Source organism: Streptomyces sp. NPDC052225 (assembly GCF_040679615.1).
In the GTDB taxonomy this organism is placed as follows: domain Bacteria; phylum Actinomycetota; class Actinomycetes; order Streptomycetales; family Streptomycetaceae; genus Streptomyces.
This window is the reverse complement of sequence record NZ_JBFAVD010000001.1, coordinates 1-13,845: the sequence shown is the minus strand read 5'-3', so window position 1 is coordinate 13,845 and position 13,845 is coordinate 1. Positions and strand designations below refer to the sequence as shown.

The following is a 13,845-nucleotide window of genomic DNA, read 5'->3' as shown; positions in this document are numbered from 1 at the left end:
GTACGTCGTACGAGGTGGCGGGTGGGTCTCGAACATCCGCCCGCCACCGGTTAGCCTCCGGCCATGGCAAACGGGCAGTGGTATCCCCCCGAGTGGCCGGAACGCATCCGTGCCCTCGCCGACGGCACGCTCACGCCCGCGACGCCGAGGCGCGCCGCGACCGTGATGCTGCTGCGGGACGCCGATCCGGGCGGCCCCGCCGGCATCGAGGTGCACATGCTCCGCAGACGGACGTCGATGGCCTTCGCGGCCGGTGCGTACGCATATCCCGGCGGCGGCGTCGACCCCCGCGACGACGACCGGCAGGTCCGCTGGGCGGGCCCGTCGCGCGCCGCGTGGGGCGAGCGGCTCGGGGTTCCCGAGAAGGAGGCCCAGGCGATCGTCTGCGCCGCCGTGCGCGAGACGTTCGAGGAGGCGGGCGTGCTGCTCGCCGGGCCGACCCCCGACACCGTCGTCGAGGACACCACCGGGGCCGACTGGGCCGCGGACCGGCAGGCGCTGATCGGCCGCGACCTGTCCTTCGCCGAGTTCCTGGACCGCCGCGGGCTCGTCCTGCGCTCCGACCTGCTGGGCGCCTGGGCCCGCTGGATCACCCCGGAGTTCGAACCGCGCCGCTACGACACCTGGTTCTTCGCCGCCGCGCTCCCGGCCGGGCAGCGCACCAGCGACGACTCCTCCGAGGCCGACCGCACCGTGTGGATCGCCCCCGGGCGGGCCGCATCGGCGTACGACCAGGGCGAGTTGACGATGATGCCGCCCACCATCGCGACCCTGCGCACCCTCGCGGCGTACGAGGACACGGCCGGCGCGCTCGCCGGTGCGACGGAGCGCGACCTGACCCCCGTACTGGCCCAGGCGCGCCTGGAGGACGGCGAGTTGGTGCTGTCCTGGCCGGGGCACGACGAGTTCACCAAGCACATCTCCACGGGGAAGAGGCCATGACCGAAGCAGCCGCCCTGCCGGGGCAGCCACGCGGCGGGGTGCTCTCGGGCCCCGCCACCGCCCGCGCCGTCAACGTCCTCGCGCCCAACGCGTCCGCGATGACCCTCGACGGCACCAACACCTGGATCGTCGCCGAGCCCGACAGCGACCTCGCCGTCGTCGTCGACCCGGGCCCGCTCGACGACGACCACCTCAAGAACGTGATCTCCGTCGTGGAGAAGGCGGGCCGCCGCGTCGCGCTCACCCTCCTCACGCACGGCCACCCCGACCACGCCGAGGGCGCGGGCAGATTCGCCGAGCTGACCGGCACGAAGGTGCGCGCGCTCGACCCGGCGCTGCGCCTCGGCGACGAGGGGCTCGCCGCCGGTGACGTGGTCAGGACGGGCGGCCTGGAGCTGCGCGTCGTCCCGACCCCCGGGCACACCGCCGACTCGCTCTGCTTCCATCTCCCCGCCGACCGGGCCGTGTTGACCGGCGACACGATCCTCGGCCGCGGCACGACGGTCGTCGCGCACCCCGACGGCCGGCTCGGCGACTACCTCGACTCGCTGCGCAGGCTGCGCTCCCTGACCGTCGACGACGGCGTGCACACGGTGCTTCCCGGCCACGGCCCGGTCCTCGACGACGCGCAGGGCGCCGTCGAGTTCTACCTCGCGCACCGCGCCAACCGCCTCGCGCAGGTCGAGACGGCCGTCGAGAACGGGTACGCGCAGGCGTCCGAGGTCGTCGCCCATGTCTACGCGGACGTCGACCGCACGCTGTGGCCTGCGGCCGAGCTGTCCGTCCGGGCCCAGCTCGACTACCTGCGCGAACACGGCCTGATCTAGGCCTGGTCGGTGTCCTGCGGCCACTCGATGCCGAGGCCGGCGAGGCGCTCGGGGTCGGCGATGATGTCGACCCCGACGACCTTGCCGGCGCGGAACGTGAAGGCGAGGACCGAGAAGACCTTGCCGCCCGGCGCCGCCACGATGCCCATGCCGTTGCCGACGAACGCCGGGTGCGACACCGGAGCCGTACGCCCGTACAGCGCGGCCTGACCGGCCACCTCCAGGGCGCCGCGGACCAGCTTCGACGCCGTGCCCGGACCCGCGTCGACCCGCAACAGCACGTCCGGGTCGAGGAGTTCGAGCAGCGCCTCGAAGTCACCGGCACGCGTCGCGGCCAGCCAGGCGTCGACGACCACGCGCTGGCGGGCGATGTCGGTGTCGGGCGGCACGTCCGCCCCCGAGACCCGGCGCCGCGCCCGGCTGGCCAGCTGCCGGGTCGCCGCCGGGGTGCGCTCCACGATCGGCGCGAGCTCCTCGAACGGCACCGCGAACATGTCGTGCAGCACGAACGCGAGCCGCTCGGCCGGTGCCAGCGTGTCCAGGACGACGAGCAGCGCGAGCCCCACCGAGTCGGCGAGCTCGGCCTCGTGCACGGGGTCGGCGGGCCTGACGACGGGATCGGGCACGCGCGTCTCGACGGCGCCCGCCTCACCGGCGTCGAGCGGATCCTCCCGGCGCGACGTGCGCGTGCGCAGCATGTCGAGGCAGATCCGCCCCACGACGGTCGTCAGCCAGCCGCCCAGATTCCGTACGTCATCGGCGTCGGCCCGCTGCAAGCGCAGCCAGCTCTCCTGGACGGCGTCCTCGGCCTCGCTGAACGAGCCCAGCATCCGGTACGCCACGGCCCGCAGCCGGCCGCGCTCCGCTTCGAAGCGCACGGCAAGGTCGGTGTCGGACTGCGCCATGAGTGGGATCCCCCTGTGTGTGGTGTGCCGTCGAGTGTCTTGGTGGCCGGTCAGGGCCGCGGGGCCTTGATGCCGTGCACGCGCGCGTACTCGTCCGCGAGCCAGGGCCCGATCTCCTCCGTGTACGTCCCCAGCGCCGCGAGGTCCCCGGTCGGCTCGCGCGCGTCGTCGGCCGCGGCCCGCATCGGCCCCGCCCACCGCGGGTAGTACGTGCCGAAGATCTCCGCCATCTCGCCGAGGTCGCTCGTCCACCCGTTCCAGCGGGGCATCACCAGCGTGAAGCCCGTACGGACGAGGTGGCGTGCCATGCCGCGCTGGAGGCCCGGCAGCTCCCCGGGGGCCGCCTCGGCGATCCGGGTGCGCCAGCGGGGCAGGAACAGGGCGAGGTCGCCGTTGGTCTCGCGCGCGAGCAGCGACGTGGGCCGGTAGCGGGGCAGGAACTCGGCCAGGTCCTCGCCGAGCAGCGGCGTGCACAGACAGGCCACGAACCAGCCCAGGTCGTACGTCTCCAGGTCGCTCAGCAGCCGCGCGCGGCTGAACAGCAGCGTGCCCGCGCCGTCGATCTGGGCGAACTCCTTGTCCAGGGACTCGTCGAGCATGCGGGCGTCGGCCCGGTCGGCGTCGGTGGGCTCGTCGCGCAGGGCCAGCAGCAGGTCGAGGTCGGAGCGGCCGGGGCGCGCGGTGCCGCGCGGCACGGACCCGTACAGGTACGCGCTCGTCATGCGCGCCCCGAACACGTCGAGCAGCCGGTCGCGGGCGGCGGCCACGACGGGCCGGAACGGGGCCTCGATCCGTGCCAGGGCGCCTTCGCGCGCGAGGTGTCCCTGGGCGTCGAGTCCGCGGGTCAGGTCGGCCATGAGGCAACTGTGCAGGGAAGCGGCGGGGACGGCACGCACTTTCCGTGTGTCCGGGCCCGGACACACGGAAGGGGCCCGGCCGCGCGATGCGGCGGGGCCCCTCTCCGTGGAACTCCGTGGAGCTTCGTACGGCGCTGTGCGGCCGTGTGTCAGCGCGAACGCTTCGCGAGGCGCTCCACGTCCAGGAGGATCACCGCGCGGGCCTCCAGACGCAGCCAGCCGCGGCCCGCGAAGTCGGCAAGGGCCTTGTTCACGGTCTCGCGGGAGGCGCCGACCAACTGGGCCAGCTCTTCCTGCGTGAGGTCGTGCACGACGTGGATGCCCTCCTCGGACTGCACACCGAAGCGGCGCGACAGGTCGAGCAGCGCGCGGGCCACGCGGCCCGGCACGTCGGAGAAGACCAGGTCGGACATCTGGTCGTTCGTCTTGCGCAGGCGCCGGGCCACGGCGCGCAGCAGGGCGGCGGCCACCTCGGGGCGTGCGTTGAGCCAGGGCTGGAGGTCGCCGTGGCCGAGACCGAGCAGCTTCACCTCGGTGAGCGCCGACGCGGTCGCGGTGCGCGGGCCCGGGTCGAACAGCGACAGTTCGCCGATCAGCTCGCCGGGGCCGAGCACGGCCAGCATGTTCTCCCGGCCGTCGGGGGAGGTGCGGTGAAGCTTCACCTTGCCCTCGGTGACCACGTACAAGCGGTCTCCGGGGTCGCCCTCGTGGAACAGGGCGTCACCGCGCGCGAGGGTCACCTCACTCATGGAGGCGCGGAGCTCCGCGGCCTGCTCGTCATCGAGCGCCGCGAAGAGCGGGGCGCGCCGCAGAACGTCGTCCACGAGTTTCTCTCCTATGTCGCCTGCACTGTGGGGGGACTGCCGGGAAACGCCTCGGAGAGGTATTTCCCGTTCCCCATTTTGCCGGACGGTCCAAACAGTGTGATCAGTCACTCGGACACAAGTCTGCCGCACCCGCGTCACAACCCGAGGGGGAGGGGGCCAATCGGGGGCCGATCCGACTGCTCCGGGGCGGATGTCAGTGCCGGGCTCTAGGCTGGCCGGGTGTTCAAAAAGCCGGTGAGAGCGCAGGCGGAGGAGGCCGAGACCATGTCAGCCGACCGCGATTCCGCTGTGGGCGAACACGGCAGGTGGGTGCCCCCGCTGTGCGCCGTTCCGGGTTCCGTACAGCGTTCCGCACAGGGGAAGGCCGCCTAGTCGATGCCACCGAACTCACCGATGCCACCGAAGAAGAAGGCCGCCGCCAAGCCCGAGTCCCGCACCGCGCTGGTCCGCCGCGCGCGGAAGATCAACCGTGAGCTCGCGGAGGCGTACCCGTACGCGCACCCGGAGCTGGACTTCGAGAACCCCTTCCAGCTCCTGGTCGCCACGGTGATGTCCGCCCAGACGACCGACCTGAGGGTCAATCAGACGACGCCGGGCCTGTTCGCCAAGTACCCGACCCCCGAGGACCTCGCCGCGGCGAACCCGGAGGAGGTCGAGGAGCTGATCAGGCCCACCGGCTTCTTCCGCGCCAAGACGCGGTCGATCATGGGCCTGGCCAAGGCCCTGAGCGAGGACTTCGGGGGCGAGGTCCCCGGCCGCCTCGAGGACCTGGTCAAGCTGCCCGGCGTGGGCCGCAAGACGGCCTTCGTGGTGTTGGGGAACGCGTTCGGGCGGCCCGGCATCACCGTCGACACCCACTTCGGGCGCCTGGTGCGCCGCTGGAAGTGGACCGAGGAGACCGACCCGGACAAGGTCGAGAAGGCCGTCGGCGAGCTGTTCCCCAAGAGCGACTGGACCCAGCTCAGCCACAACGTGATCTTCCACGGCCGCCGCATCTGCCACGCCCGCAGACCCGCCTGCGGCGCCTGCCCCATCGCCCCGCTCTGCCCGGCGTACGGCGAGGGCGAGACGGACCCGGAGAAGGCCAAGAAGCTCCTCAAGTACGAGAAGGGCGGCTTCCCCGGCCAGCGCCTCAACCCCCCGCAGTCCTACCTGGACGCGGGCGGCATCCCGGCCCCGCCCCTGGGCGGCACGATCGAGTGACGGGGGAACGAACGGGGGACGGTCGGGCGTTGGGCCCATCACGACAGGGGACGGGGCGGCGATGAAGCACGTGAGCGAGATCGGCAGCGGGTACGGCGAGCAGGGCGGCGCCGGCGGCGGTGAGCGGGCCCCCGCGGTCCCGGACGTCACGCTGCGCACCGACGGCCTGCCCGGCTGGCTCGACCCCGTCGCCCGTGCCGCCGCCACGGTGCGCGGGGAGCAGCTCAGCCGCTTCCTGCCGCCGAAGGACGGCGCGGGCCGGCAGTCCGCGGTACTGATCCTGTTCGGCGAGGGCGAGCGCGGCCCCGAGCTGCTGCTCATGGAGCGCTCCGGCCAGCTGAGATCGCACGCGGGCCAGCCGTCGTTCCCCGGTGGCGCCCTCGACCCGGAGGACGGCGACCCGCGCACCGAGGGCCCGCTGCGGGCCGCGCTGCGGGAGGCATGGGAGGAGACGGGCCTCGACCCGCGCGGCGTCCAGCTCTTCGGAGTGCTGCCCAAGCTGTACATCCCGGTGAGCGGATTCGTCGTGACGCCCGTACTGGGATGGTGGCGGGTGCCGACACCCGTCGCCGCGGTCGACCCGGCGGAGACGGCCCGCGTCTTCACGGTCCCCGTGGCGGATCTCACGGACCCGGCGAACAGGGCGACGACGGTGCATCCCAGCGGCCACCAAGGCCCCGCGTTCCTCGTGGAATCGGCTCTGGTGTGGGGTTTCACGGCGGGCGTGATCGACCGGCTGCTGCACTTCGCGGGGTGGGAGAGGCCCTGGGACCGAGCGAAGACGGTCCCACTCGACTGGCGCGCATGACAGGGTGATCGGGACACAAAGCGGCAGGACGGCGCACCGCGGCACGACGCGCAGCGGCGAGATACAGGGCAGCGAGACACAAGGCGAGGCATGAATCGGTGAACGTGCTGGACATCCTGCTGCTCGCGGCCGCCGTGTGGTTCGCGGTCGTCGGCTACCGCCAGGGGTTCGTCGTCGGCGTCCTGTCGGTGATCGGTTTCCTCGGCGGCGGCCTCGTCGCGGTCTACACGCTGCCCGTCATCTGGGGCGCCGTCACCAGCGACGCGGAGGTCACGACGACGGCCGCGGTCGTCGCGGTGGTCGTAGTGATCATCTGCGCCTCGGTCGGCCAGGCCTTCACCACCCACCTCGGCAACAAACTGCGCAGATACATCACCTGGTCACCGGCCCGCGCGCTCGACGCGACGGGCGGCGCCCTGGTCAACGTAGCGGCGATGCTGCTGGTCGCCTGGCTGATAGGTTCCGCGCTCGCCGGCACCACCCTGCCCACGCTCGGCAAGGAGGTCCGCAGCTCCAAGGTGCTGCTCGGCGTCTCCCGGGCGCTGCCCACCCAGGCGGACACCTGGTTCGCCGACTTCTCCTCCACGCTCGCGCAGAACGGGTTCCCGCAGGTCTTCAGCCCGTTCGCGAACGAGCCGATCACCGAGGTCAGGCCGCCCGACCCGGCCCTGGCCCACAGCCGGGTGGCGCTGAACGCCAAGCGTTCCATCGTCAAGGTCGTGGGCCAGGCGCCCCGTTGCGGCAAGGTCCTCGAAGGCACCGGCTTCGTCTTCGCCGACCGCCGCGTCATGACGAACGCCCACGTGGTCGGCGGCGTCGACGAACCCACCGTGCAGATAGGCGGCGAGGGCGTCAGGTACGACGCGAAGGTCGTCCTCTACGACTGGAAGCGCGACATCGCCGTCCTGGACGTGCCGTCGCTGAAGGCACCCCCGCTCCAGTTCACGTCCACCGACGCGCAGCGCGGCGGCGGCGCGATCGTCGCGGGCTTCCCGGAGAACGGCGCGTACGACGTGCGGCCCGCGCGCGTCCGCGGCCGCATCACGGCCAACGGCCCGGACATCTACCACCGCGGCACGGTCAAGCGCGACGTGTACTCGCTGTACGCGACGGTCCGTCAGGGCAACTCGGGAGGCCCGCTCCTGACGCCCGAGGGCAAGGTGTACGGCGTGGTCTTCGCCAAGTCCCTCGATGACGCGGACACCGGTTACGCCCTGTCCGAGGACGAGATCCGCCCCGACATCGCGCAGGGCCGTTCGGCGGTCCAGCAGGTGGACACCGACGCCTGCGCGCTGTGAGGGCCGGCCCCTAGGTCACTCGCGGCCCGTGTGCCGGATCCGCGCCGAGACCCACCGGGCCCGGCGCCGCAGGATCCGCGGAATGCCCAGCCGGGGATCGTGCGCCACAGTCTCCTGCGGCGCCCCCCTCTGGGGTGAGCCCAGCGTCATCGCGGGGCGGCGGTTGCGTGCTGCGTCACTGTAGTCGTGCGTCCAGCCCATACCCCGACGTGTGCCCGTGCCCCATGGTCGGTAACCGCCCTCACAGCCCTCAAATTGGCCTATGCGCCGGGCATTTGGCTGTTCGTAGGACAGACGTTCCCGCCCGCATACCGGGTGCTCACGACCCGTCACACAGCGCCCGCGAAAGCGGTCACCGATCGGGCTCGGGGTCCTTCAGCCAGTTGACGAGTTCGCTGGAGAAGGCCGCCGGGTCTTCTTCGTGCGGACTGTGTCTGCCCGGGGGCAACCCCCGGACCCCCGGCCGGGGGCGGTGTCTTCGCCGGCCGGTGCCGGGCTTCACCGATCGGGCTCGGGGTCCTTCAGCCAGTTGACGAGCTCGCTGGAGAAGGCCGCCGGGTCTTCTTCGTGCGGGAAGTGGCCGAGGCCCTCGAACAGCCGCCAGCGGTACGGAGCTTCGACGTACTCGCCGGATCCCGCCGCGCTGCGCGTGCGCATCACCGGGTCGAGCGCCCCGTGCAGATGCAGCGTCGGCACCCGTACGGGCCGCTTCATCCGCCGGTTGAACTGGATCCCGTCGGGGCGCGCCAGCGAGCGCACCATCCACCGGTACGGCTCGACCGAGCAGTGCGCCGTCGACGGGATGCACATCGCGCGCTGGTACGTCTCCACGGCCTTGTCGTCGGGCTGCTGCGGCCCCGACCAGTCGCGGATCAGCTTGCCGACCAACGCGCCGTCGTCGGCGACCAGTTGACGCTCCGGCAGCCAGGGCCGCTGAAGGCCCCAGACGAACGACCCCGAGCGCGACTGCCGGTAGTCCGCCACCATCGCCGAGCGCCAGCGCCGCGGGTGCGGCATCGAGGACACCGCGAGCCGGCGCACCAGCTTCGGCCGCATCACGGCCGCCGTCCAGGCGAGATACCCGCCCAGATCGTGCCCGACGAGCGCCGCGTCGGGCTCGCCGAGCGAGCGGATCACGCCGGTGACGTCGAGCGCGAGGTTCGCCGGGTCGTAACCGCGCGGCGTACGGTCACTGCCGCCCACCCCGCGCAGGTCCATCGCGACCGCCCGGAACCCCGCGTCGGCGAGCGCCACGAGCTGATGCCGCCACGACCACCAGAACTGCGGGAACCCGTGCAGGAGCAGGACCAGCGGCCCGTCACCCAGCTCGGCGATGTGGAACCGCGCCCCGTTCGCCGCGACGTCCCGGTGGAGCACCTCGATCCCGCCGGGGACGTCGAGTCGTACGAGAGAGGCGGGCGGCTGGGCCGATGGGGTGGCGGGGTCCGTCATGAGGACGAGCGTGCCACAGCCTCGATGCTCTCGGGGACACGGTCGCCCGCCGTCACCGGCCGGGGGTGCGGCTTGGCGTTCTGGAGTACGCCGGCCGACTCCTTGAACGACGCCGCGACCTTCTGCGGGCCCTTGCCCTTCTTGGCCTTCTTCGCGAAGACGGCGCCGACGGCGAACAGCAGCAGCGCGAGCAGCACGTTCGCCGCGAAGGAGAGCAGGAAGCACCAGCCGAGGTTCCAGCCGCCCTCGCCGTTGTGCCCGCCGGTCCAGGCCTGGATGCCGTACGCCAGGGCGAAGCTGAGCATGGGCAGCGAGAAGACGAGCACGGCGGCGCCCACCGTGAACAGGCCACCACTGGTCGCCCCGCGCTTCACGTCCTGTTTCAGCTGCGCCTTCGCCAGGGCGATCTCGTCGTGCACCAGCGCGGACATCTCGGTCGTCGCCGAGGCGAACAGCTGGCCGATGCTGCGTTCGGCGCCGACCGGGCTGCCGTCGGGTGCGCTCATCGCGTACTCCCTCGTCTTCTGTCTTCTTCTGTAAATGTCTGGGTGTCAGATCATGCCGGACGCTCGTCCTCGTCGCCTGCCCCGGCCGCCACTTCGGCAAGCCTGCGGTGCTCCGCGGCCTTCTTCTCGTAGATCGCGGCCATCCGCAGGTGGTACTCCGGCTTGTCCTTCTCGTAGACGTCCGGAATGCCGTCGGCGTCGTCGTCGCGCTCCTCTTCCTCCCACAGCGCGCGGTACTTGGCGTTCCGGATCTTCAGCAGGACGCTGCTGAACACGGCCGCGATCAGGGAGCCCATCAGGACCGAGGCCTTGATCTCGTCGGTCATCAGGGCGTCGCCGGTGAAGGCGAGTTCGCCGATGAGCAGCGAGACCGTGAAGCCGATGCCGGCGAGCGAGGCGACCGCGAAGACGTCCGGCCAGGCCAGCTCCTCCGACAGGGAGGCCTTGGTGAACCGTGCCGTCAGCCACGTACCGCCGAAGATGCCAACGGCCTTGCCGACGACGAGTCCCAGCACGACACCGAGCGTCTCCGGCTTGGTGAACACGTCGCCCACCGCGCCGCCCGACACCGCGACCCCGGCGCTGAACAGCGCGAACAGCGGCACCGCGAGCCCGGCCGAGACCGGACGTACGAGGTGCTCGATGTGCTCGCCGGGGGAGTGCTCCTCGCCGTCCTCCTTGGTGCAGCGCAGCATCAGGCCCATGGCGACACCGGCGATGGTGGCGTGGATGCCGCTGTTGTACATGAGCCCCCAGATGACGAGGGCGAGCGGCACGTAGATGTACCAGCCGCGTACGCGCTTCCTGAGCAGCAGCCAGAAGACGGCGAGGCCGACGACGGACCCGGCGAGCGCGGCGAAGTTGATCTCGCTGGTGAAGAAGATCGCGATGATCAGGATCGCGAAGAGGTCGTCGACGACGGCGAGCGTCAGCAGGAAGGCGCGCAGGGCGCTCGGCAGCGACGTACCGATGACGGCGAGGACCGCGAGCGCGAACGCGATGTCGGTGGCGGTGGGCACGGCCCAGCCGTCCATGGACCCGCCGAAGATCGTGTTCTCGGCGACGTACACGAGGGCGGGGACGGCCATGCCGCAGAGCGCGGCGACGACCGGGAGCGCGGCGGCCTTGGGGTCGCGCAGGTCACCGGCGACGAGTTCGCGCTTGAGCTCGATACCGGCGACGAAGAAGAACAGGGCGAGGAAACCGTCCGCGGCCCAGTGCTCGACGGAGAGGTTCAGGCCGAGCGCGGCGGGGCCTATGTGGAAGTCGCTGACGGTCTCGTAGCTGTGGCTGAGGGCCGGGACGTTCGCCCAGACCAGTGCGGTGATCGCGGCGATGAGCAGGAGCACGCCGCCGACGGTCTCCGTACGCAGGGCGTCGGCCACGAAATTGCGCTCGGGCAGGGAGAGACGGCCGAGTGCTTTGTGGTCGTTCTTGCTGGGCGCGCTCACGCGAGGGACCTCCGGTCGGGTACGGCTGACTGCTCTGCCGACCAGACTTCCCGGCGCACCCTGTGGATCACTGCGGATCCCTGTCACGGCTTTGACGTGACCTTGACTTTGACCTAGACCCTACAGGGTGCGTGCGGGACGTCACTTGGCGATCATCACGATACGCACGAAACGGGCACCCGGCGCGCTCGCCGGATGCCCGTTCCCCAGTGTTCGCGGGGGGTCAGTCCTCGCTGGGCGCGGCCGGCAGCTTCGTCTGGATGAGGTCCATGACGGAGGAGTCGGTGAGCGTGGTCACGTCACCCAGCTCCCGGTTCTCCGCGACATCGCGGAGCAGTCGGCGCATGATCTTGCCGGACCGGGTCTTGGGCAGCTCGGCGACCGGCAGGACCCGCTTGGGCTTGGCGATCGGGCCGAGCACGGCGCCCACGTGGTTGCGCAGGTCGGCCACCAGGTTCTCGTCGTCCGCGTTCGCGCTGCCGCGCAGGATCACGAAGGCGACGATCGCCTGACCGGTCGTCTCGTCGGCCGCGCCGACCACCGCCGCCTCGGCGACCGCCGGGTGGGCGACGAGCGCCGACTCGACCTCGGTCGTCGAGATGTTGTGCCCGGAGACGAGCATGACGTCGTCGACCCGGCCGAGCAGCCAGATGTCGCCGTCCTCGTCCTTCTTGGCACCGTCACCGGCGAAGTACTTGCCCTCGAAGCGGGACCAGTACGTGTCGATGAACCGCTGGTCGTCGCCCCAGATGGTGCGCAGCATCGACGGCCACGGTTCGGTGAGGGCCAGATAGCCGCCCCCGCCGTTCGGCACCTCGTTGGCCTCGTCGTCCAGGACGGTCGCGGAGATGCCGGGCAGCGCGCGCTGGGCGGAGCCCGGCTTGGCCTCGGTGACGCCCGGCAGCGGCGAGATCATGATCGCGCCGGTCTCGGTCTGCCACCAGGTGTCCACGACGGGGCACTTGTCGGCGCCGATGTTCTTCCGGTACCACATCCAGGCCTCGGGGTTGATCGGCTCACCGACCGAGCCGAGCACCCGCAGGCTGGACAGGTCGAACTTCGCGGGGATGTCGTCGCCCCACTTCATGAACGTACGGATCGCGGTCGGCGCCGTGTAGAGGATCGTGACGCCGTACTTCTGCACGATCTCCCAGAACCGGCCCTGGTGCGGGGTGTCCGGGGTGCCCTCGTAGATGACCTGCGTCGCACCGTTCGAGAGCGGCCCGTACGTGATGTACGAGTGCCCGGTGACCCAGCCGATGTCGGCGGTGCACCAGTAGACGTCGCTCTCCGGCTTGAGGTCGAAGACCGCGTGGTGGGTGTAGCTGGCCTGGGTGAGGTAGCCGCCGGAGGTGTGCAGGATGCCCTTCGGCTTACCCGTCGTGCCCGACGTGTAGAGGATGAAGAGCGGCTGCTCGGCGTCGAACGCCTGCGGGGTGTGCTCGGCCGACTGCTGGGCGACGACGTCGTGCCACCACACGTCGCGGCCCTCGGTCCACGCCACGTCCTGCTCGGTGCGCCGGACGACGAGAACCTTCTCCACGCCGGATACGCGGGTGAGGGCGTCGTCGACGGCGGGCTTGAGGGCGGAGGGCTTGCCGCGGCGGTAGCCGCCGTCGGCTGTGATGACGACCTTGGCGTCGGCGTCCTCGATGCGCTTGGCGATGGCGTCGGCGGAGAAGCCGCCGAAGACCACGGAGTGCGCGGCGCCGATGCGGGCGCAGGCCAGCATCGAGACGACGGCCTCGGGGATCATCGGCAGGTAGACGGCGACCCGGTCACCGGCCTGCACGCCCAGCTCGGTCAGCGCGTTCGCGGCCCGGCTGACCTCGTCCTTCAGCTCGGCGTAGGTGATGGCGCGGCTGTCGCCCGGCTCGCCCTCGAAGTGGATCGCGACCCGGTCGCCGTTGCCCGCCTCGACGTGCCGGTCGACGCAGTTGTACGCGACGTTCAGCTTGCCGTCCTTGAACCACTTGGCGAACGGCGGGTTCGACCAGTCCAGCGTCTCGGTCGGCTCCGTGGCCCAGGTCAGGCGGCGGGCCTGCTCGGCCCAGAAACCGAGCCGGTCAGCCTTGGCCTGCTCGTACGCCTCCGCCGTGACGTTGGCGCTCGCGGCCAGGTCAGCCGGCGGCGCGAAACGTCGCTCCTCCTTCAAGAGGTTGGCCAGGCTTTCGTTGCTCACGACGCTTCTCCCATTCCCAGGGTGTCCGTTGTGTCCCAGGCCACAGCTCATCAGACGGCGACCCCTGCTGACAAGGGCCGTCGTAAAAATGGTTTAGACCTGTTGCGGGGTGTGTGGCCGATCGGCTTCCGGTATCCGTTCCCACGGACGCACCGCCCCTGAGGTTCACCCGTCACGCTTCCCGCCGCCCGGCCCACGTAACGGTGAAGAGCCGGTGAGCAGGCCGAGCCGGACGAAGGAGACACCGAGCGGAACGGATACGGGCGGCCCGCCGCGACGGCCCGGGATCCCGCACTCTTCGAGGAGTTCTGCCGACGGCACGTGGACGCGGTGACGCGCTTCCTGGCCCGGCGCGTGGACGACCCGCACCCCGTCGCGGATCTGACGGCAGGGTCGCGCGCGACAGCCGGCACGACCGGCGCATCGCCGGCAGGCGACTCAAGCGCAGCCAGACCCGGCGGGAGTCGCGGGGCCTGACTGGGTGAGGGTGAGGGGGAGGGCGTCGAGGTGTTCGGCGCGGTAGACGGCGGGGTTCTCGGAGGCGAGGTGCTGGTCCCAGTAGGGGCGCGTGGCGGCGAGGTCCGGGT

The 13,845-nt window shown here is 71.5% G+C and carries 13 protein-coding genes and 1 pseudogene; 6 read left to right on the top strand and 8 right to left on the bottom strand.

Annotated features, from left to right (window positions below):
• Nucleotides 1-63 precede the first annotated feature (63 nt).
• Together AB0L37_RS00070 and AB0L37_RS00065 are read left to right on the top strand one after the other, a co-directional pair.
• Nucleotides 64-942: an NUDIX hydrolase gene (locus tag AB0L37_RS00070; RefSeq protein WP_365497526.1), complete on the top strand. Its 879-nt coding sequence runs from the start codon at nucleotides 64-66 to the stop codon at nucleotides 940-942.
• The gene (locus AB0L37_RS00065) at nucleotides 939-1,769 is read left to right on the top strand and encodes an MBL fold metallo-hydrolase (RefSeq protein WP_365497523.1); all 831 of its coding nucleotides are present in this window, start codon (nucleotides 939-941) and stop codon (nucleotides 1,767-1,769) included. The genes AB0L37_RS00070 and AB0L37_RS00065 overlap by 4 nt, the downstream gene beginning before the upstream one ends.
• Here AB0L37_RS00065 and AB0L37_RS00060 read toward each other — a convergent pair.
• The 3 genes from AB0L37_RS00060 to AB0L37_RS00050 form a co-directional block, all read right to left on the bottom strand.
• Entirely contained in the window at nucleotides 1,766-2,674 is a 909-nt protein-coding gene (locus AB0L37_RS00060) for a sigma-70 family RNA polymerase sigma factor (RefSeq protein WP_365497520.1), read from the bottom strand. The genes AB0L37_RS00065 and AB0L37_RS00060 overlap by 4 nt on opposite strands.
• Before the next feature lie 50 nt (nucleotides 2,675-2,724).
• Nucleotides 2,725-3,531, bottom strand: a complete 807-nt coding sequence (locus tag AB0L37_RS00055) for a nucleotidyltransferase domain-containing protein (protein ID WP_365497517.1) — start codon at nucleotides 3,529-3,531, stop codon at nucleotides 2,725-2,727.
• 149 nt (nucleotides 3,532-3,680) lie between these two features.
• Nucleotides 3,681-4,355, bottom strand: a complete 675-nt coding sequence (locus AB0L37_RS00050) for a Crp/Fnr family transcriptional regulator (RefSeq protein WP_016642758.1) — start codon at nucleotides 4,353-4,355, stop codon at nucleotides 3,681-3,683.
• Between the two features lie 396 nt (nucleotides 4,356-4,751).
• Here AB0L37_RS00050 and nth point away from each other — a divergent pair, with 396 nt between their 5' ends.
• The 3 genes from nth (at nucleotide 4,752) to AB0L37_RS00035 (ending at nucleotide 7,667) form a co-directional block, all read left to right on the top strand.
• Nucleotides 4,752-5,561: an endonuclease III gene (gene nth / locus AB0L37_RS00045; protein WP_365497514.1), complete on the top strand. Its 810-nt coding sequence runs from the start codon at nucleotides 4,752-4,754 to the stop codon at nucleotides 5,559-5,561.
• A gap of 61 nt (nucleotides 5,562-5,622) precedes the next feature.
• On the top strand, nucleotides 5,623-6,369 hold the full coding sequence (locus tag AB0L37_RS00040) for a CoA pyrophosphatase (RefSeq protein WP_365497511.1): 747 nt from the start codon (nucleotides 5,623-5,625) through the stop codon (nucleotides 6,367-6,369).
• Between the two features lie 98 nt (nucleotides 6,370-6,467).
• Nucleotides 6,468-7,667, top strand: a complete 1,200-nt coding sequence (locus AB0L37_RS00035) for a MarP family serine protease (RefSeq protein WP_365497508.1) — start codon at nucleotides 6,468-6,470, stop codon at nucleotides 7,665-7,667.
• A gap of 15 nt (nucleotides 7,668-7,682) precedes the next feature.
• Here the strand turns inward: AB0L37_RS00035 and AB0L37_RS00030 are convergent, their stop codons facing one another.
• The 5 genes from AB0L37_RS00030 to acs all read right to left on the bottom strand — a co-directional run bounded on the left by AB0L37_RS00030 (nucleotide 7,683) and on the right by acs (nucleotide 13,309).
• Nucleotides 7,683-7,868 (bottom strand): hypothetical protein, encoded by a 186-nt coding sequence (locus AB0L37_RS00030; RefSeq protein WP_365497506.1) that lies wholly within the window; start codon nucleotides 7,866-7,868, stop codon nucleotides 7,683-7,685.
• Nucleotides 7,869-8,165: 297 nt separating this feature from the next.
• Nucleotides 8,166-9,119 carry an alpha/beta hydrolase gene (locus tag AB0L37_RS00025; RefSeq protein ID WP_365497503.1) on the bottom strand — a complete coding sequence of 318 codons (954 nt, stop codon included), beginning with the start codon at nucleotides 9,117-9,119 and terminating at the stop codon, nucleotides 8,166-8,168.
• Nucleotides 9,116-9,625: a phage holin family protein gene (locus AB0L37_RS00020; protein ID WP_365497500.1), complete on the bottom strand. Its 510-nt coding sequence runs from the start codon at nucleotides 9,623-9,625 to the stop codon at nucleotides 9,116-9,118. The genes AB0L37_RS00025 and AB0L37_RS00020 overlap by 4 nt, the downstream gene beginning before the upstream one ends.
• Nucleotides 9,626-9,675: 50 nt before the next feature.
• A complete protein-coding gene (nhaA, locus tag AB0L37_RS00015) occupies nucleotides 9,676-11,076 on the bottom strand; it encodes a Na+/H+ antiporter NhaA (protein WP_365497497.1) in 1,401 nt (466 codons plus the stop codon).
• A 223-nt stretch (nucleotides 11,077-11,299) separates the two neighbouring features.
• A complete protein-coding gene (gene acs / locus AB0L37_RS00010) occupies nucleotides 11,300-13,309 on the bottom strand; it encodes an acetate--CoA ligase (protein ID WP_365497494.1) in 2,010 nt (669 codons plus the stop codon).
• A 210-nt stretch (nucleotides 13,310-13,519) separates the two neighbouring features.
• On the opposite strand from acs, the pseudogene AB0L37_RS00005 reads away from it, so the two are divergent.
• Nucleotides 13,520-13,648: pseudogene (locus tag AB0L37_RS00005) on the top strand (RNA polymerase subunit sigma); the annotation flags it as partial.
• Nucleotides 13,649-13,845: the final 197 nt, after the last annotated feature.